The 18,188-nt window shown below is 53.8% G+C and carries 21 protein-coding genes; 20 read left to right on the top strand and 1 reads right to left on the bottom strand.

Annotation, left to right across the window (positions count from 1 at the left end):
- The first annotated feature begins 28 nt into the window (after nt 1–28).
- From CZ203_RS12445 to CZ203_RS12525, 17 genes are all read left to right on the top strand, one after another.
- On the top strand, nt 29–1,126 hold the full coding sequence (locus tag CZ203_RS12445; RefSeq protein WP_087066433.1) for a phosphoadenosine phosphosulfate reductase domain-containing protein: 1,098 nt from the start codon (nt 29–31) through the stop codon (nt 1,124–1,126).
- A complete protein-coding gene (locus CZ203_RS12450; RefSeq protein ID WP_087066434.1) occupies nt 1,108–1,464 on the top strand; it encodes a hypothetical protein in 357 nt (118 codons plus the stop codon). Before CZ203_RS12445 ends, CZ203_RS12450 begins: the two co-directional genes overlap by 19 nt.
- A gap of 17 nt (nt 1,465–1,481) precedes the next feature.
- Complete coding sequence (locus CZ203_RS12455) at nt 1,482–1,784, top strand: hypothetical protein (protein WP_087066435.1); 303 nt, start codon at nt 1,482–1,484, stop codon at nt 1,782–1,784.
- Between the two features lie 41 nt (nt 1,785–1,825).
- On the top strand, nt 1,826–2,620 hold the full coding sequence (locus tag CZ203_RS12460; RefSeq protein WP_087066436.1) for a rolling circle replication-associated protein: 795 nt from the start codon (nt 1,826–1,828) through the stop codon (nt 2,618–2,620).
- A gap of 306 nt (nt 2,621–2,926) precedes the next feature.
- A complete protein-coding gene (locus tag CZ203_RS12465) occupies nt 2,927–3,310 on the top strand; it encodes a hypothetical protein (protein WP_087066437.1) in 384 nt (127 codons plus the stop codon).
- 149 nt (nt 3,311–3,459) lie between these two features.
- Nucleotides 3,460–4,068 (top strand): recombinase family protein, encoded by a 609-nt coding sequence (locus tag CZ203_RS12470; RefSeq protein ID WP_087066438.1) that lies wholly within the window; start codon nt 3,460–3,462, stop codon nt 4,066–4,068.
- Between the two features lie 148 nt (nt 4,069–4,216).
- Nucleotides 4,217–4,705 (top strand): helix-turn-helix domain-containing protein, encoded by a 489-nt coding sequence (locus tag CZ203_RS12475; protein WP_087066439.1) that lies wholly within the window; start codon nt 4,217–4,219, stop codon nt 4,703–4,705.
- A gap of 2 nt (nt 4,706–4,707) precedes the next feature.
- Nucleotides 4,708–6,048, top strand: a complete 1,341-nt coding sequence (locus tag CZ203_RS12480; RefSeq protein WP_087066440.1) for a phage terminase large subunit — start codon at nt 4,708–4,710, stop codon at nt 6,046–6,048.
- Between the two features lie 3 nt (nt 6,049–6,051).
- The gene (locus CZ203_RS12485; protein ID WP_087066441.1) at nt 6,052–6,276 is read left to right on the top strand and encodes a hypothetical protein; all 225 of its coding nucleotides are present in this window, start codon (nt 6,052–6,054) and stop codon (nt 6,274–6,276) included.
- Between the two features lie 440 nt (nt 6,277–6,716).
- Entirely contained in the window at nt 6,717–7,949 is a 1,233-nt protein-coding gene (locus CZ203_RS12490; protein WP_159456519.1) for a hypothetical protein, read from the top strand.
- A gap of 133 nt (nt 7,950–8,082) precedes the next feature.
- Nucleotides 8,083–8,973: a hypothetical protein gene (locus tag CZ203_RS12495; RefSeq protein ID WP_087066443.1), complete on the top strand. Its 891-nt coding sequence runs from the start codon at nt 8,083–8,085 to the stop codon at nt 8,971–8,973.
- Between the two features lie 34 nt (nt 8,974–9,007).
- Complete coding sequence (locus tag CZ203_RS12500; protein ID WP_087066444.1) at nt 9,008–10,087, top strand: FN3 associated domain-containing protein; 1,080 nt, start codon at nt 9,008–9,010, stop codon at nt 10,085–10,087.
- A gap of 55 nt (nt 10,088–10,142) precedes the next feature.
- Nucleotides 10,143–10,538, top strand: coding sequence for a hypothetical protein (locus CZ203_RS12505; RefSeq protein ID WP_087066445.1), 396 nt, complete (start codon nt 10,143–10,145; stop codon nt 10,536–10,538).
- A 3-nt stretch (nt 10,539–10,541) separates the two neighbouring features.
- Nucleotides 10,542–12,374, top strand: a complete 1,833-nt coding sequence (locus tag CZ203_RS12510) for a hypothetical protein (RefSeq protein WP_087066446.1) — start codon at nt 10,542–10,544, stop codon at nt 12,372–12,374.
- Between the two features lie 11 nt (nt 12,375–12,385).
- Nucleotides 12,386–13,354 carry a hypothetical protein gene (locus CZ203_RS12515; protein WP_087066447.1) on the top strand — a complete coding sequence of 323 codons (969 nt, stop codon included), beginning with the start codon at nt 12,386–12,388 and terminating at the stop codon, nt 13,352–13,354.
- Nucleotides 13,355–15,100, top strand: coding sequence for a hypothetical protein (locus CZ203_RS12520; RefSeq protein ID WP_087066448.1), 1,746 nt, complete (start codon nt 13,355–13,357; stop codon nt 15,098–15,100). It abuts the gene before it with no gap.
- A gap of 14 nt (nt 15,101–15,114) precedes the next feature.
- A complete protein-coding gene (locus tag CZ203_RS12525; protein WP_087066449.1) occupies nt 15,115–15,486 on the top strand; it encodes a hypothetical protein in 372 nt (123 codons plus the stop codon).
- Between the two features lie 232 nt (nt 15,487–15,718).
- Here the strand turns inward: CZ203_RS12525 and CZ203_RS12530 are convergent, their stop codons facing one another.
- Nucleotides 15,719–15,973, bottom strand: a complete 255-nt coding sequence (locus tag CZ203_RS12530) for a hypothetical protein (protein ID WP_087066450.1) — start codon at nt 15,971–15,973, stop codon at nt 15,719–15,721.
- A gap of 178 nt (nt 15,974–16,151) precedes the next feature.
- Between CZ203_RS12530 and CZ203_RS12535 the strand changes: the two genes are divergently transcribed.
- From CZ203_RS12535 to CZ203_RS12545, 3 genes are read left to right on the top strand one after another with little or no spacing between them, the layout of a single operon-like run.
- Entirely contained in the window at nt 16,152–16,499 is a 348-nt protein-coding gene (locus tag CZ203_RS12535) for a hypothetical protein (protein ID WP_087066451.1), read from the top strand.
- A gap of 4 nt (nt 16,500–16,503) precedes the next feature.
- Nucleotides 16,504–16,752 carry a hypothetical protein gene (locus CZ203_RS12540; RefSeq protein WP_087066452.1) on the top strand — a complete coding sequence of 83 codons (249 nt, stop codon included), beginning with the start codon at nt 16,504–16,506 and terminating at the stop codon, nt 16,750–16,752.
- Between the two features lie 6 nt (nt 16,753–16,758).
- Nucleotides 16,759–18,177, top strand: coding sequence for an HlyD family secretion protein (locus CZ203_RS12545; protein ID WP_087066453.1), 1,419 nt, complete (start codon nt 16,759–16,761; stop codon nt 18,175–18,177).
- Nucleotides 18,178–18,188 lie beyond the last annotated feature (11 nt).

The following is an 18,188-nucleotide window of genomic DNA, read 5'->3' on the forward strand; positions in this document are numbered from 1 at the left end:
GCTCGCCTCTCAGACGTGGGAGGGAACTATGGTAACAGCTGAAAAACTAAAAGAGATGCAGGGATACAGCCCGGAGTTTAAACACCATCTTTCGGTATCGAAAATCTACCAGGCGTGTTTGAAAACAGGCTATAAAATCGCAGTATCCTTTTCGGGCGGGAAGGACAGCACTGTACTGCTCGATATCACGGCGCGGGTTTGGTCTAAGACCCGTAAGGATCATGGGGATATCCCGCTGCCGGTCGTCTACGCCAATACCAGCAATGAGTTTAGCGGCATGGAGGTATTTGTCCGGCAGTATTGCGCCTATATCGGGCATAAACACGGGATCGGTATTGACCTGCATGTTGTGCGTGGCGAGCAGACCTATTACGACGTGCTGCGCACGGAGGGGTATCCGGTTGCCAGCAAAAAGACCGCCCGGAAGGTGCGCGAGGTACGGTCATGGCTGCAGGAATCCGGTGTGCGATGGGATGATATCAAAGGCCGCCTGAAAGATGGGATACAGTCGGCCAATATGCTCCGCGCGATGGGCGCGCCGGATACGATCGTACTCGACCTGACGGGGATTAAGAGCGACAACAAGGTTTCAACGTACAACAAGCTGGCGCTAAAGTGGAGGCCGCTGATCACAGCCCCGTTTAAGGTGTCGGAAAAATGCTGCGATATCCTCAAAAAGGCACCGATCAAAATAATTGAACGTGAACTCGGCCTCAGCCCAGTGATCGCCGAAATGGCTTCCGACAGCGAGACGCGTAAACAGTCGTATTTGAAAACGGGCTGCAATGCCTTCAAGGGCAACCACGTGAAATCAAAACCAATGGGCTTCTGGCTGGAACAAGACGTGCTTTGGTATATCGACAGGTATAAGCTGCCGACAGCGCCGATGTATGGCGACCTGGTGCGGCAAGCGGACGGCACGTTAAAGTTTAGCGGTGAGCAGCGGACGGGATGTAAGCTGTGCCTGTTTGGGTGCCAATTCGACCCGGAACGGTTGGAGCGCCTCAAGGGGATGGAGCCGCAGACGATAGATTTCGCTTTGCGTGGCTTGGAGCAGGGTGGGCTTGGATACCGGGAGGTCGTTGAGTATATCAATGAGAATTGCAAATGCAAAATGAAGATATGACATCCGGCCAGGAGCCGGAGGAGGGAAATGTGAATATTGCTTTTTATATTCCGAAAGAACAGACGATTCCAACTCAGCTGCGCATAAGAGTAGACAATGAAATTGACGTCTACTATGAACGCCTGAAAGATGCTTTCGGGTTTAAGTTTGAGTTCTTCAAGCATCAGGGCGTCACGATGGAAATGGCGACAGAAATCGTGAATGAGATTGTCTCCAGAATGGTGTCGCAGTCCTATGACCATGGCGCACATTGGAGAGAATGTTGCGTTCGGGAAATTGAAAACGCTGAATTTGAATTGAGTATCACGGTGTTTTTCCGCGTCCGTGATGCTGGATGAAGGGAGGCCCAGCATGAATGACTGAGTGGGTCAGCGTCAAGGACAGGCTGCCGCTGGCGGGAAGAGAAGATCCCCTGGGGGATTTTGAAGCGGCGTGCGCCTGCTTTCGGGAAAAGAACAAGCTGGACTGTTTGGGCTATAACGCCCGGCTCCTGCTTAAGGCGTTGCGGCAGGGGCTTAGTGCCGGGGGTGCGGCGCAGGCCATAGAAGCGGCAGGGACGTGCGCGGGGCTGCTGGATGAAGCATATACCGAAAGGCTGCACAAAGAGTTGGCGCGGCGCTGGAAAGCGGAGCGGAGGAAAAGCCGCCCTATTAAATAGGGCGGCTATATCCGCATTTGAAACAAAAGGCGGGGTGAAGGGTGGCAAAAATAAAAAAAGAACTGGCGTCCGGCCAGTTATATGAAGGGTATACCTATAAAACGTTTATTATGCCGCAAGATACGCCAAAAGTACGGGCGAAAAAGCAAAAGGCAACAAGTGACGCAAAGCGGGAGATCAACCGCATACAAACCACGTTGAAAATGATGCGGCTGATTTGCCTTAACTTTAGGGCGGGCAAGGATTTGTTCCTAGGGCTGGATATTGCGGGCGAGCCGCCGGAGCGGGAACAGGTGAAAGCAAATTTGCGTAGGTTCCTGCGGGAAATGCGGGACGAATATAAAAAAATAAACCTGCCTTTTAAATATATTTGGGTGATCGAAGAACATGACCGCGAGGGAATCGGGGTGCGTGAGCATGTACATATGATTATTAATTCAGCAGGATATGATGAAAAAGGGAAGCGAAGGGATTTTGATATTCTGGCGCGGTGCTGGAAGGCCGGGGATTGGACGGCGCGCCGGTTGGCCGGTGCGGACGAAAACTTTGCCGACACCGTGGAATACCTTCTGAAAACCTATAAAGACAAGCCGATGAATGCGCGGAGTTGGTCACACTCGAAGAACCTAAAAAAGCCGGACAAGCCAACACGCACGATAGTTGCGGACAGCACAAGGTTAGAAGCGCCCCCAGGGGTTAAAATCCTACGCCTGCGCGGAGACCAGAACGAATTTGGCGGATATGAATACCTAATTGGGCGCATTATTGACGCGGCGGCATTTAAACGCTACTGCGATAAACGGGACAGGATACGCGGCAAACGGATGCGGGAATAACCCCGCATTATGGGCTAGGAAACCGTCTATCTTTCGGACAGGGCAAAATAGCGGCGAACGGGACAGCATGGGACGGGGGTAGCAGCCTCCGCGGGGAAACTGGGAAAGCAAGGAAAACGATTAGGGCGGGAATCGGCGGATAGACCGTGAACCCGAGCCGATCAGTAAGCATATGCAAGTGCATATATTAAAATCACAAAAATATTTTCTTTTTTTCTCTAAGCCGTGCGAAATCTGAGCAGAGGTGCAGCCGGGCAAGCGCGGGACAGACACGCGGGATGCGTCCCATATGAGGAGGCGGCGAGATTGACGAAAAATGAGCTAAAGCAATTCCTAAAGCTTAAAGATGAAATTATTGTGTTGGAATATGAATTGGAAAGCTTGCAGAACCGCGCGGATGAAGATAGCCGCATTTATGGCGTTTATTCCCTTACCGAAGACCCGGACGCGGAGATAAGCAGGCGGGAAGATGAAATAAAGCGGCGGCGCGCAGAGTATACACGGGAGCTGCACAGGATTGAAGAATTTATTGACGGCATCAACGACAGCCAGGCGCGCACGGTTTTCCGGTTAAGGTATCTCGAGGGGTGGCGGTGGTTGCCGATAGCTTATCGGATTGGGTACGCCGACGAGCAGCGCCCCCGCAAGCTGCATGATATGTATCTGATACCCCAAAGCATGCGTGCGTAAAGGTACACCTTTACGCACAGTGAAAAAGCAAGGTTATTTTTATGTTTATCGTGTCCGAAAAGGTGGTGTATTGCCATTACGGACGTTCGCAAAGCGATAGGGGCATTTACGGACGAAAACCCGGTAATTTGACAAGTGAGGTATAAGGCATGGTAAAAATTTATGGATACGCGCGGGTCAGCTCGAAGGAACAGAACCTTGACCGGCAGATGATAGCGCTACGGGAGTATGTGCAGGACGAGCGGGATATTATCACGGATAAGGAAAGCGGGAAAAACTTTGACCGCCCCGGCTACAGGTCATTACGCGATGCGTTGCTCCGGCACGGGGATACGCTGGTTATCAAAAGCCTAGACCGGTTAGGGCGCAACAAAGAACAGGTAAAGGCCGAACTTGAATATTTCAAGGCGCAGGGCATCCGGCTTAAAATTATAGACCTGCCCACGACTATGACGGAGCTACCAGAGGGGCAAAGCTGGATTATTGATATGATCAACAATATTTTAATTGAGGTGCTTTCCAGCATTGCCGAGCAGGAACGGGAGACAATCCGCCAGCGGCAGGCCGAGGGGATCGCCGCGGCGAAGGAGAAGGGGAAGCACCTGGGGCGGCGGTGCGTGGGATACCCGGAGCGCTGGGACACAGTATACCAAGCGTGGGTAAGAAAAAATATTACCGCGATACAAGCCATGCAGGAATTAGGGGTTAAAAAGTCAACCTTCTATAAACTCGCCCGGCAGTACAAAGAAGAAACGTAATAAGAGCCGCCCTTTATGGGCGGCTTTTTACTGCCCCAAAACCCCAAGCGTTTGGGGCGCTTTTTCAAAAAAATAAAAAAGGACGAAAAAGACGATTTTTTTATTTTACGCTAGAAAGCAGGAACAACAGATTAAGGAGGGCTGCAAGATGGCAAAGAAGCCGCATAACGAAGAAGTCAAACAGCGGGCGCTGGCCATGCTTGCCGCTGGCGTCGGCGTTTCGGAAGTCGCCGCGCGCCTGGGCGTGCCGAAGCAGACGGTCAGCCGATGGAAAGCCGAGGGGACGAACGACGCGGTTTTTGCAGAGCAACAGCGCAAGAACAAGGCTCGGCTGGTTGATACGGCATGGGAAGCAATCCACGACGCAACCGAGATTACGGCCAAGCGCCTGCGCACCGCACGCGAAGATGAAAAAGCTTTCGCCGTACTGCTGGATGAAATCGAGGGCGCGGAACACATCACCGAAGACCAGCGGGCGGCGCTTTTCCGCAAGTTTCAAAAGCTGAAGGTCACAGACCTGGGCGAGCTGTCCCGCGTGATCGGCACACTGTACGACAAACAGGCGCTTGCCGCCTCGGAAGCGACGGCCATTGTCGGCGGCACAGGCAAGCTTGACGTTACGCTAAAGGTGGTTTGAATATGGAACTTCACCTTGAGATTACACAAAAACAGCGCCTATTCATTGAGGCCACGACGGAAGAAGTGCTTTTCGGCGGTGCGGCGGGCGGCGGGAAAAGCTATGTGCAGGTATTGGACGCGCTGATTAAGGCGCTGCAATATCCGGGCATCAAGCAATTATTATTGCGCAATACCTTCCCGGAACTGAAACGCTCGCTGATTTTAACTTCACTTGAGATCTTCCCGCGCGAGGTCGCGAGATATAACCAGTCAAACCATATTTGGGAGTTTTCCAACGGTTCCCGCATAGAGTTTGGCTATGTAAACAGCATGGCCGACGTAGGCCAATACCAGTCAGCGGAATACGACATTATACGGTTTGATGAACTGACGCATTTTATCAAGGACGTGTATATTTACATGCTCTCCCGTATCAGAGGCGCGAACAGCTACCCCAAACAGGTTAAAAGCTCTACGAACCCCGGAAATGTAGGGCATATGTGGGTAAAAGAACGGTTTATAGATGCGGGAATGCCTTGCACGGAATACCCGGTTAAGAATGAAGACGGGGCGATTACATCCCACGTCATTTTTATACCGTCGTTCGTGCAGGAAAACAAATTTTTGATGAAAGACGACCCTGGATATATTAAACGCCTTCAAAACCTCTCCAAAGATAACCGCAAAGCGCTTTTAGACGGCGACTGGGATATATGGGAAGGGCAATATTTCACCGAATGGGATAGAAACATTCATGTAATAGAGCCGTTTGTAATCCCTGATGACTGGCGGCGCTATGTCGCCCTTGACTATGGGCTGGATATGCTTGCGTGCTACTGGGTTGCAATGGATTACCAAGGGCGCGCCTATGTATACCGCGAGGTATATGAACCTAACCTGATTATCCCGGAGGCCGCCGACCGTATTTTTAGCATGACGCCGGAGGGAGAAGAAATATATAGCTATTTTGCCCCGAAAGACCTTTGGAACCGGCGGCAGGACACGGGCGAGAGCGTGGCGGACGGCTTTGAAAACAAGGGGATTTCTCTTGAAAAGGTGTCTAACCCGCGTGTGGCCGGGTGGCTGAAACTCAAAGAGTGGTTAAAACCATTTTCTGATGAATTTGGTTATAAGTGCGCACGGCTACGTATCTTTGCCACTTGCCGCAACCTAATACGGACGCTTCCGGCGCTTACGCATGATCAAAAGCATGTGAACGACGTAGCGACGGAACCGCATGAGTTGACACACGCGCCGGATGCAATCCGGTATTTCATAGATGGGCAACCGATGCCAGCCGAGAGGCAACCGCACTATGAGGACGAAGCGCCGGGCGTGGAGTTTTGGGAGTTTGGAGGATAACCGATGCAAGTATTTGTTGTATTACTGGCATGTCTGGCCGGTGTTGTGACCGGGGCGGCAATCCAGCGGCGCGCAATGCGGGAAGCGGCGGACAGGCCGCGCCGCGTGTTTAAGATACGCGAGCGGGAGCCGCCCGGCGCACAAAGCGATGCGGATGAAGACTTTATGCGCGAATTGCGCGCCTTAATGTCTTATGACGGCAGGCCGCAGGAGGACGGGGACGAATGATACAGATTAAGAAGCAGCCCGCCGCCGTTTGGGACGAATACCAAGCAGGCGTACAGTTTAACGACAGCATTAACTTATATGAAGATGTAAAACAGAATGAAAACTTTTTTATCGGGCGTCAGTGGGAAGGTGTTAAGGCAAAGAACCTTATCAAGCCGCAGTTCAATATCCTAAAACGCGTCGTTAATTACTTTATTTCTATGGTGGTTTCCGACGATATCGCGGCAAATATCCGACCGTTTTTATCCGAGGACGGCGAGCAGGCCGCGATATTTACAAAAATCCTTTCGGCAGAGTTTGACCGCATTTTTGAAATGTGCAAGTTGCGGGATATCAACCGGTACACTTTGCGAAATGCGGCGGTGCATGGCGATGCATCCTTATACCTATACCACAACCCGGACGCGGAAAGCGGCCAAGAGGCCGAAGGGCGCGTTGACGTGGAGCTGATTGATACGACCGAGCTAATTCCGGCAAATATGCGGTCGGCAGACATTCAGAAGCAGCGGTATTTGCTGATTGTCGCCCGCCGCGAGGTGGATGAAGTGAAGGAGGAAGCAAAGGCGAACGGCGTGCCGGACGAGCAAATCGAACGTATACAGCCGGATATGGGCGGTGAAACGCGCACCGAATGGGGACAGCAGGACACAAACCGTGTGACTGTGATTTTGAAGCTATGGAAAGAAAACGGCACAGTGCACGCGATGAAAACAACACAAGATTGCGTGGTTATGCCGGAGCGTGATACGGAATATACGCTTTATCCGGTAGCCTATTTGCGGTGGGAGCCGATGCGAGACCAATTCCACGGTATGGGCGCAATCGCTGGCGAAATACCAAACCAAATATTCATCAACAAAATGTTTGCCTACACAATGGCGAGTATTGAACGCAGTGCATTCCCGGTCACGGTTTACAACCGAAGGAAGTTGCCGAACGGCCTTTCACGTGACCCCACAGCCGCATATGGCGTAGACGGCACGCCAACAGAGGCACTTTTTGTACAGCAGGGCGGACAGGAGATTTCCGCACAAGTTGCACAATTTGTGGATAAGACCCTGGAATACACGCGCGACACGATGGGCGCGTCAGATGCGGCGCTCGGCAATATCAGGCCGGACAACAATTCTGCGATTATCGCCGTACAAAAAGCCAGCGCCGCGCCGTTAGAACTGCAAAAAATGGCGTTCTATCAATTCGTTGAAGACTATGTGCGGATTATCATGGACATTGTTTCAACGGATTACGGCGTACGTAAAGTCAGTTATACGGATGAAAACGGCGAGGAAGCCATACAGGATTTTGATTTTTCCCAGCTTAAGGGGATGCACCTAAAGGTTAACGTAGATATCGGCGCGGCCTCCATGTGGTCGGAGGTCACGCAAATGCAAACCATGGACAACCTGTTTGCACAAAAGATTATCGACGATCCAATCGTATATTTGGAGAGCATCCCGGACGGCGTACTGTCTAATAGGGGCGCGTTAATCACACATCTGAAACAGCAGCGCGCCCAGCAAGAACAGATGATGCGGGCACAGCAGGCCGCACAGGCCGGGCAAGGCGGGGCGATAGACCCGGCGCGTGTGCTCGCACAGCTTTCCGACGAAGAACGGGCACAGCTTGAGGCAAACCCGGAGATAACAGCGCAAGTTTTCGGCACGGAAGAATAGTATGATCTTTCGGCGTTCCGGCAAGCGGGGGATAGCCGACCCTGCTTGAAACCTCCTATCCATACATTGCAGGCACGCCGCTTTGCGGCGCGCTTGCCGGAACGCCGAACGGCAGAAAGTGAGGATAAAAGGCATGAATACAAAAGGGAAGCATGGCGCGGAGCTGCGCCGCATGATCGGCATCCAATTCTTTGCGGAAGGTGCGGGCGACGATGGCACGGCCTTTGCGCCGGAGGATACCACCCCGCCGGATACCGGCGGGCAGGAGGGCGCGGAGCCCGGGCAGGGCGTAATCCCCGAAAACGACCTGGAAAGCATTTTCGGGGATGAGGAAGACTGGGCGGGCGCGGATGGCGTGCTGGAGGATGACGGGGAACCCAGCCCGCCCGAGGGCACGGCGCAAGAGGCCACCTATCCCGTGCAGATCGACGGCGAAACGGTACAGCTTACGCCGTCGCAGATGGCGGAACGGCTGGCAACGGGCGTTGCCCCTAACCCGGAGCAGATCAACCAGATTGTTCAGCAACAGCTTTCACAGCACCCGGCAATGCAGCTTGTTGAAAGTAAGGCGCGGGCGTCCGGCATGACGGTTGACCAGTATTTGCAGGCCATGCAGCAGCAAGAAAAGGTAGCAGAGGTGCAGCAGATCATGCAGCAGACCGGGCTATCCAAAGAACTGGCGCAAGAACTGGCGGAAAGCCGTGCGTTCCGCGAGCGGATGCAGCAGCAAGAGCAGGAAGCCGCGAAACAGCAGGAACAAAACCAGATGTACGCCGCATTCATTGAGAATTTCCCGGATATGCCCGCGAAGGATATACCGCAAGAGGTATGGCAGCAGGTAGAGCGCGGCATGGACTTAACCGCAGCCTATGCGCTGCACCGCGTAAAAGCGCTGGAAGCGGAAAACCAGACCTTAAGGCAAAACGCACATGTGCGGGGAAAAGCAATCGGTTCCGCGACGGGGGTTGAGCAGTCAGGCGGGCGTGACCCGGTGATTGATGGCCTGAACGGGAAACTGTGGTAAGAAGTTAATATTTTTAGAAAGAAGGGGCTTATAAATGGCAACGATTAACCTTGCGGCAAAATATGCGTCGCAGATCGAAAACGTATTTGGGGCAAGCAGCTTTGTTAAACCGAACACAGATGAACACATTGACTTTTCCGGCGCACAGGAGGTCAAGGTCTATACCTTGCAGACCAACAAGCCCACCACGTACAAGCGCAACGGCGGGAGCCGGTACGGCAACCTGGAGGAAATCGGGGAAACCGTGCAGAACCTCAGAATGTCACAGGATACGGCGTTTTGCGGTACGGTGGACAAGGGCAATGCAGCAGACCAGCCGATTAAAAACAAGGCTTCCGCCTGGATTCGTGAAGAAATCAGGCTCGAAATTACACCGATGGCCGACAAATACGCGCTGTCCCGTTTTATCAGGTTCGGCCATGTGGCAACCGTTACGGCGGAGCCGACTAAAACCAATATCCACGATGAACTTACAAAGTGCGTTGAGTATTTTGACGATCACCTTGTACCGGAATCCGACCGCGTGTTGTATGTGACCGCAAAGATGTACAGCTATATCCGGATGGCGCCGGAATTTCTCGGCGTTGATAAACTGGGGGAAGCCTCCCTGTCGCGCGGCACAGTGGGCGAGGTGCACGGGATGAAGGTGGTCAAAGTCCCTGCAAGTTACCTCCCGGCAAACTGCTACTTTGTGGCGACGAACAAGAAATCTGTAATTTTCCCATACAAAATCAACGAAACAAAGGTACATACCGACCCGGTTGGCGTATCCGGTGCGGTGGTGGAAGGCCGCCAATATTACGACGCCTTTGTTATGGCGGCAAAGTGCGACGGCGTGTATGCGCTGGTTAAGGCTTCCGAAAAGCTGGCCGCGCCGACGCTGGAATGTGCGACGCCCGGTACGACGCCGGTTACGGTAAAGTGCAGCGGCGCAAACGAAATCAGATATACAACGGACGGAAGCGACCCGCGTTTTTCCGATTCTGCGAAGCTGACAAGCGGGAGCGTGGGGACGACGGGATGGCAGGCTGGTGATACGGTGTTCCGTGCGGTCGGCTTTGCTGACGGCAAATTCACTTCCGACGTAGCAGAACAGACCTTTACCAAGGCGTAACGGCTGGCGGGGCGGCTATCACGCCGCCCCGCTGATTTTATAGGAGGGGATTTATATGGATGGAACAGCAAAGGGGAACACGGCAAACGATATTTACATGACCGCGCTTTCCATGATGTACGAGAACACCAAGAACACCAAGGATTACGACCCGTACTTATTCCATGTCCTTAATATGCTGCTCGCGGAAAACTTTGACCTCAACAACACTTACTGCCAGGCATACGGCAAGGAGCCGTTGGAAGCTATCCCGTATATCACCAGCAAGCAGGACGTGATTCCATACGAGCCGGTATTTTGGCGCATGATTTTGCCGTTTGGGCTTGCAGCACACTTCTTTATGGATGATTCCATGAGCAAGCACGCTGATTTTTTCGCGCAGTACAACAATGCGCGGGTAGACGCTGAACGCGCGGTGATCACATCGTACTATGTCGGGGAGGATGGCTGACGCATGGGTAAAAAAATGACCATGCCGACCTATGCGGACGACCCGATATATACATGGTCTTGCGAGGCGCTCAACGGCGGGTTGAACCTGGAAGACCTGGAATTTAAACTGAAAGACCATCAATCCCCGGATGTGCTGAATATGTGGTATAGGAACCGGACGCTTTGCAAGCGGTTCGGACAGGACTGGTTTACGGAAGATATCGGTGCGGCGGTGCTGGCCGTGTATCACAAGCCATACAAGGGCGAATTTGTATTGCACGCAGGCACAAAGATGCTGACCGTCAGCCGGGACGGGAAAACCGTAACGGAACGCAAAACAGGACTGACGGAGCAAGGGGGAAGCTTCCTCTTATTCGGCGGCAAGCTGTGGTATAGGAACGGCGCGGAGTACCTTGTATTTGACGGCGAGACCTGCAAAGACGTAGTGCCGACAATCCCAAATGTCGTAATTAACCGCACGCCGGACGGCAGCAAAGGCGACTTGACAGACGGTTATAACCTGCTCGGCGCTGGATTTTCCAACACCTTCAACGGTGATGGCACTGCCACGGCCTACACACTGACCGAAAAGGGGCTGGATGCAACGGCGGTGAAGGCGACGGTAGGGACTACGGAAATCACGGAGGGCAGCGGCTTAACGGTGAACCGGACAAACGGCGTGGTTACATTTTCCACAGCCCCGGCAAAGGGGCAAAACAATGTGGTGATAACGGCCTATAAATCCTCTAAGGAGGAACGGGAGAAGGTCATAAAGTGCCGTTATGCGGCGACATATGGCGGGCAGAACAATAGCCGCGTTGTGATCGGCGGCAACGGTTCCAGCACGTTCTATATTTCAGAAGTCCTTGACCCTGCATATTTCCCGGCGGACAGCGATTTTACCGTTTCCAATAATAGCAGCGACATATACGGGTTTGGGGAGCAATATGACATTCTCTGCGTATTCCTAGAACGTTCTATTTACGGCCTGTCCTACAGCTTTGCAGACAGCGAGGGGCGTTTTTCGACCGTCTGCATTAACCCGGACGTTGGGTGCGATATGCCGGGGACAATCCAGCTTATCGAAAACCGGCTTGTATGGTGCAACACCTACGGCGGAGCATATACGCTGGTTTCCACCCAGATTGAAAACGAGCGCAATGTACAGCCGATCAGCCGCAACATACGCGGGAATGCATTGCGCCCAGGGCTGTTGCAGGAAGACGGGCTTAAATCCGCGTTTTCATGTGACTTTGAAAACCGGTACTGGCTGTGCGTGAATGGGCGCGCGTATGTGTGGGATTACGGGGTAAGCCCGTATGCCTACAGCGGAGAAACAGACGCGGACGCCGCGCGCTTATCCTGGTGGCGGTTTGACAATATCCACGGCGTGGGGTTCTGCGAGGATGACGGCACGCTGTACATCGTGCGAGATAACCGTATGGTGCGCTTTCAAAATGATTTTGAGGATTTCGGCGGCGCAATCATGTGCCGGTATCAAATGCCATTACGTGATTTTGGGCTACAAAACTATCTTAAAACCGTAATGGAATGTTGGATTACAGCGCGGGCAGACACGGCAAGCCGCATCCGTATTAAGTATATAACCGAGAACGAGCCAAACGGGGAGTACGACACGGAAGATATCCGGGTGCCTGCAAAAATGTGGGGTGGGTTCTTATGGAATACATTCCTATGGACGGTTATTAATTTTGCAAAGTCATTCCGAAGGAAGCCGAATAAAAAGAAGGTGTTCCTTTTCGGGTTGCTACTCGAGAACAACGAAAAGAGCCGCGATATGAGCATATCGGCAATTACTTTGACGTGGCGCGGCGCAAAAAAGGTTAAATCATAGGAGGTGCACCCATGGCGCTTGAAAGGATGGCGTTCAACCCGGAACAGGGGTTTGCAGACGCCGCCGCATACCCAGACCCAACAAATGAGGAAGAAGTACGGGAACAGCTTATGCGCCCGCAGATGCAATTGCGGGACTATATCAATACGGTTTTACTGACTGCGCTGGAAAGCGCCGCCGGCGCGGCCAACATCGGCGGGGCGGCGGTCGGGAAGCTTCCGGCGGGGAATATGCAGGGGCTATTGCAAGCGCTCTACGACTGGTTCACGGAGGCGGGCGGCGCGGGGCGCGTGGGCGTGAAGGCGGTCAAGGATGTGCAAGGCGACACGGTACAAACGGCGCTGGAAGGGGTGCAGGCGAACCTCGTCGCATACCGGCAGCAGCTCCAGGGGAGCCAGGGCGCGCGAGCGATAGGCGTAAGCCAATACCCAGGCATACCGGAAGGGACGTTGCAGGCGGTGCTTGAAAGCCTTGCGGGGCAGATCAGGGATGTAAACGCAGGCATTATCCCTGATTTCGGGGTAACATGGGCAAAGCTTGCGCAGGACGTGGCGGATATGATAGAGGCCGTGTCCGCGTCGCAAACATCGGGCGAACTGGATGATTACCGGATGGAAACGGGGACGTTCCAGAATGCCGGGGCAGGCTGGAACACGTTCCGGTTTCGGGAAGCTTTTGATGAAGCGCCCCGAGTAACGGTGACGGCATACGATTTTGCGGGCTTCGTGATGGTAAAGGGCGTGACGGCGGAAGGGTTCCTGTACTGCCTGCGCATCCCAGGCTGGTCAGGCGGAACGCCGGGCAGCGTGAGCAGTGAAAAGGTGTTTGTGGGCGCGGCGACGGGGACAAGCCCGGCGCATAACGAAAAGACAGTAGTGACAGCGGTAAATCTCCCGACGATGCAGACGGCAACGACGGCGACGACATCGGCGGCGGTGGAAATCGGGTATATCGCGGTAGAGTATGGAGGGGATATATAAATGCTCGGGAAACAGCAGCAGGATTTTTCGTACTATTCCCACGAATTCAAGGACAATTACCGGAAAGGGGTGTTCCGTCTACGGGCGATCTTGGGGAGCCGGACGCAGGCGGAGCAGTTTTGCGGGAACGCCGGAGGGGTAAGCGTGATACTTGCGCACCCGGCAGGGCATCCCGACCGGAACAGCGGGGAATTATACAGCATCTTGACAGGCAGCCCATATTGTGACGCGGCGGTGCAAACCTTTATGCTGGCGCTATACCCGGCGTGCGCGGATGATAACGCATTGTATGGGGATAGGGAACGGGCGGAAGCGATCTATGCAGACCCTATTATGTCCCGCGCCGTAGGCGCAGGCCGCGTAAGCGCGGGCAAATGGATTGCGACTTTGGCCAGCCAAAATTGCAATTCATTTGAGGACATAAACGCGGTGGCCGCCTCGTCCACTGCTATGGGCGCGGTGGCCGCCTCGTCCACTGCTATGGGCGCGGTGGCCGCCTCGTCCACTGCTATGGGCGCGGTGGCCGCCTCGTCCACTGCTATGGGCGCGGTGGCCGCCTCGTCCACTGCTATGGGCGCGGTGGCCGCAAGTTGGGTTGCGATTGCAGCAATCCATAAATCAGCAATGGCCTATAAAATGGTTGCAGAAAATGAATCCGCGTGGGCGGCGTTTATCGCCGCAGACGGGATTGCCGTAGGCAAGGCCGTCGTAAGTCTGGCGGGTTTAGACCCGACAGACTACGCGGATTTGCAAGCAGTCTGTGCGAGCGAGCTCGCATTGCAAGCAGTCTGTGCGAGCGAGCTCGCATTGCAAGCAGTCTGTGCGAGCGAGCTCGCATTGCAAGCAGTCTGTGCGAGCGAGCTCGCATTGCAAGCAGTCTGTGCGAGCGAGCTCGCATTGCAAGCAGTCTGTGCGAGTTCTCTTGCGGTTGCAGCGGTTTGGGGGAATACCCTTTCAAAAGATAAGTTCCTCAAGGACAGCAGGCTAAAGGCGAAGCTGACAGGCGTAACGGGCGACGTGGGCATGCTGGCGTGTGCGAAGTTGAGCGGTTTGGACATTGCGAAATATGCGGACGGGAAAGCGGTTGTAGCAGATTACAGCGCAATTGTGGCAATCTTTAATACACCGGTTGCACGTGAGGCATTGAGTGCAACGACAGCAGCAGCCGCGGTAATGGCCGCGGCAGGCGGGGTTGCCATTGGCAAAGCCGCCGTCAAATTGGCAGGTCTCAATCCTGACAATTTTGCTGATGTCGCGGCCGTTGCGGCGAGCAGCACGGCCATGCAGGCCGTTGCGGCGAGTGGGGTAGCGCTGAACGCGGTTTTGAAAAATGATACTGCGCGGACAAAGCTTGCGGGTTCGTCGTACCTTAACGCCCAGTTTGACAAGATGCTTTCCACTGTTAACAACACAACGTATTTTTCTAAGTCCTTTTCTTATATTGATAGCGGTGCAAAGCGCGCGATTGCGAACGGTACGACGGATTCCACGCCCACGCCGAACCAGTCTGTTTTTCTCTGCAAAAAGATCGGTGCGTGGTCAAATGGAACAAATGTTACCGGTACAGCCAACCACCTGCAAACCGGAACGGCTGCTGGCAGTGCTACGACATCCGTCGGCGGCGGTAAGGATACGGACGACTATACCACAGGCGGCGTGCAGGCAAAGTGCGTATGCATTGGCGGCGGTAAATTTACCGAGACCGGCGACGCCTATTGCAACGGCATCTTTGCCTATGCCATTTGAGAAAGGGGAGCCAGATGAAAGCGAATGGAATTACTTGCACGGACTATGCGGCGCAGGACGGCAAGCTGTTGCTTGTCCTGTGTGACACGGAATTAGACACGGTTTTAGGGATGGATACGGCGGTTATTAAGATTACGACCGACGCGGGCGATGTGGCGGAGGTATTCCCCGGCTATCAGGCGGTGGAAAGCGTGCAATACGTGACAGCCACAAAAGCATATAAAGCCGTGTTGACGCGCGACGCTAACAACGCAATGAACGAAATTGCCGACCGGCTGGCGAAGGAAAGCAAAATACTTTTCGCACAGGTCAAGGCGACCGCCGACCGGCTGGATTTTATCGAAGACTGTATCGCAGAAATGGCCGTACAAGTTTATCCCGAATGAATACCGTTATAAAACGGGTTCAAATTTATATTGAAAGGATGTTATTTATGATGGCTATGTTTTTCGCACAGCGGGTTATCCTCGGAAAGACGGCGTTTGCGGAGGTTTCGTCCGCGCTTAAGGTGGGTTGTGCCGAAGTGCTGATTGACAGCGGACTGTCAGACCTTGTGCCCGAGGCGTACAGGCACCCGGCGTCGTAAACAGTAAGGGCGGCGCAACCATGGCGCCGCCCTTACCAATTATTTAAATCAATGATTAGATAGCTGTTTTTTGCGCCGCGAAAAGAGGCGCGGCAATCTGTGGGGTCGAAGATCAGGAGCATGTCAAAATTTTCTCCACGCTCACGGGTGCACTTAATGGGCGCGCCCTCCGGAAATTCGCCCCACCACAGATATTCATCAATAGCCTTTACCGCGTCATTGTCCTGCATCAAGGATTTATGCACCAGCACTTTAACAACGGGTAACATATCATCAATAGAAAGCAAGGTATCACATCCTTATGCAGACAGTATAGCGTAAGAAAAGGGTTTTGTACAGGAGGTCATAAGCATGGGTAAACGTTCAAAAAGGGGCGGTGCGCAATGCTGAAAATACTGGACGGGTTTTTAGACCGCATATTTGGCGACAAGCTTTGGCGGCTGTTCGTAATTCGGGGGGATGGGGTTGACATTTGAACAGATTGCGGCGGCGGTGATCGGCGCGGTGGTTGGCGGCGGCGGGCTGACCGGGCTGTTGTTCCGGTATCTCTCGCGGTACATTGACCGCAAGCTGGAAACGGCGGAAGCGGAGGAAGCCGAAAAACAGAAGATGCGCCTGCGCCGCCGCCAGATCGACGACAAGATCGGGCACGCGCAGGGGCGGGTATTCTTCTGGATTATTAAGGCGCTGCACGACCAGAGCGAGCCGCCGCCCATGGAAGAACTGGATAAGGCTTTCGCGGAATTGCAGGAAGCCGAGGAACGCGGGAAAGACTTGGATCGTGAAATTATCGCCAGGGCACAGGAGGAATGACGGCATGGAAGAAAAAAAGGCAGTGGACACGCTGGCTGGGGAAGACACCTCAAAGGCATGGGGCGAACTGGGAAGAAAGGTTACCGACCGTATCGCCCGGCTGTTCGACGTGAAAAGCTTGGTTACATTGACGCTGACCGGCGCGATGGTCGGCATCCTGTTCGGCGGCGTGGAAGTACGGCAGGAAGCGCTGGCGCTGTTCTGCACAAGCTACGGCGCAATCATTACATACTTTTTCACAAGGAAGGAGTAGCGGGATATGGGTTTATTTGGGGCAGCGGTCAGCGCGGCGATTGGGTCGGCGGTTAAGGCCGCGAGTACGGCATCAAAGACGCAGGGGAATAAGGGCGGCGGCTCTTCCGGTTCCGGAAGCTCCGGCGGGGGTTCGTCCAGCTCGCCTTATAAGGGCGGCTATTACGATAAGGACACGGACTATGAGGCAAAAATTAAAGAGGCCGCAGACGCAGGGAATTTTTCAGTTGCCGCGCAGTATGAGCAATTCCGAAACAACAAAATCAAAGGCGAGGGGCTAAACTATAGCCCTACTAGCCGGTATTCTCAATATTTGCCGAAAGACCCGGTAACAGCGGGCGGAATGGAAGACAATGGCGCCGGGTATGTGCCCGGCCAATCGTGGAAATCCGGCCAAGAATACATTGACCGGATGTACGAGGCGCAGAGACAGGCGCAAATTGCCGCGCTGGACAAGCAGTTTGAAAGTTTTAAGGCGCAGAACCAGGCGCAGGCGGCGGAACTGCCAAAACAGTACCAGACATCCCGTGACCAAAGCGAACTAGAGCGCTACAAGGCGCAAAAGGCGCTAAAGGAGCAGATGGCAGACAGCGGTACGACCTACAGCGGCCAGGGGAGGCAGGATACCTTAAACAATGAGAACGCCGCCGCAAACCGGCTGAATAGCATAAACACTTCTGAACAGGATGCATTAAGCAAATTGCGGCAGGGTCTTGCCGCGGCACAGCTTGCGCGTGATACAGGCGTAGCACAGGCGAACGCAAATATCGACGCGGCGCAGGCACAGGCCACGCTTAACGACCTGTACCGGCAGCAGGAAGCGCAGCGGCAGGATTATTGGAATCAAAAGAATTTTGGACTTAGTGAGGCGGGCGTAACCGGCCTCTATCAGGGCACGCCGACGATGCAAAAGCAATATCAGGATTACCAGATGCAAGCCGATACGCGAGATTATGAACTGCGAAAGAAGGAACTGGATGACCAGTTATTGACCAATCAGATTACCCGCGCGCAGTATGAGGAGCAACTTAAGGCTTTGCAGCGTGACAACCGTATCGGTGACCTATACGATGAAAAAATGGCGGAGCAGGAATACAAAAATTTGCAGTTAGCGGCGAGCCGTGCAAGATCGGGTTCGGGTAAGACGGACACCGGCTCATATGAGCGCAGCAGCCCGGCATTTGATGGGACAGAAATTTTACAGGGGGTCAGAAACGGCCTAAACGAAGTTAGAGCGGCGCTTCCCATCCAAGCGGCGGGCACCCAACCAAACACCCAGGGGACGACCGAAGACAAGGGGTGGGCTTATGTCGAAGGCTACGGGCGCAGATCATGGACAGAGCTAGAAGCCCTGATTAATAACGGCTATGTAAAAGAGGTTTATGAACCTTCAACCGGGCGGACGCGATTTAAGAAGATCAAGTAAGGAGGCAGCGG

It is taken from the genome of Intestinibacillus massiliensis, assembly GCF_900155735.1.
GTDB classification, from domain to species: Bacteria; Bacillota; Clostridia; order Oscillospirales; family Butyricicoccaceae; genus Intestinibacillus; species Intestinibacillus massiliensis.

Bases quoted from the DNA above. Each gene is read 5' to 3' on its own strand.
- CZ203_RS12480 (WP_087066440.1), top strand. From the start codon at position 4,708: ATGGAACTTCACCTTGAGATTACACAAAAACAGCGCCTATTCATTGAG.
- CZ203_RS12515 (WP_087066447.1), top strand. From the start codon at position 12,386: ATGGCGCTTGAAAGGATGGCGTTCAACCCGGAACAGGGGTTTGCAGAC.
- CZ203_RS12470 (WP_087066438.1), top strand. From the start codon at position 3,460: ATGGTAAAAATTTATGGATACGCGCGGGTCAGCTCGAAGGAACAGAAC.
- CZ203_RS12500 (WP_087066444.1), top strand. From the start codon at position 9,008: ATGGCAACGATTAACCTTGCGGCAAAATATGCGTCGCAGATCGAAAAC.
- CZ203_RS12455 (WP_087066435.1), top strand. From the start codon at position 1,482: ATGACTGAGTGGGTCAGCGTCAAGGACAGGCTGCCGCTGGCGGGAAGA.
- CZ203_RS12495 (WP_087066443.1), top strand. From the start codon at position 8,083: ATGAATACAAAAGGGAAGCATGGCGCGGAGCTGCGCCGCATGATCGGC.
- CZ203_RS12510 (WP_087066446.1), top strand. From the start codon at position 10,542: ATGGGTAAAAAAATGACCATGCCGACCTATGCGGACGACCCGATATAT.
- CZ203_RS12520 (WP_087066448.1), top strand. From the start codon at position 13,355: ATGCTCGGGAAACAGCAGCAGGATTTTTCGTACTATTCCCACGAATTC.
- CZ203_RS12540 (WP_087066452.1), top strand. From the start codon at position 16,504: ATGGAAGAAAAAAAGGCAGTGGACACGCTGGCTGGGGAAGACACCTCA.
- CZ203_RS12445 (WP_087066433.1), top strand. From the start codon at position 29: ATGGTAACAGCTGAAAAACTAAAAGAGATGCAGGGATACAGCCCGGAG.
- CZ203_RS12545 (WP_087066453.1), top strand. From the start codon at position 16,759: ATGGGTTTATTTGGGGCAGCGGTCAGCGCGGCGATTGGGTCGGCGGTT.
- CZ203_RS12485 (WP_087066441.1), top strand. From the start codon at position 6,052: ATGCAAGTATTTGTTGTATTACTGGCATGTCTGGCCGGTGTTGTGACC.
- CZ203_RS12475 (WP_087066439.1), top strand. From the start codon at position 4,217: ATGGCAAAGAAGCCGCATAACGAAGAAGTCAAACAGCGGGCGCTGGCC.
- CZ203_RS12505 (WP_087066445.1), top strand. From the start codon at position 10,143: ATGGATGGAACAGCAAAGGGGAACACGGCAAACGATATTTACATGACC.
- CZ203_RS12450 (WP_087066434.1), top strand. From the start codon at position 1,108: ATGCAAAATGAAGATATGACATCCGGCCAGGAGCCGGAGGAGGGAAAT.
- CZ203_RS12525 (WP_087066449.1), top strand. From the start codon at position 15,115: ATGAAAGCGAATGGAATTACTTGCACGGACTATGCGGCGCAGGACGGC.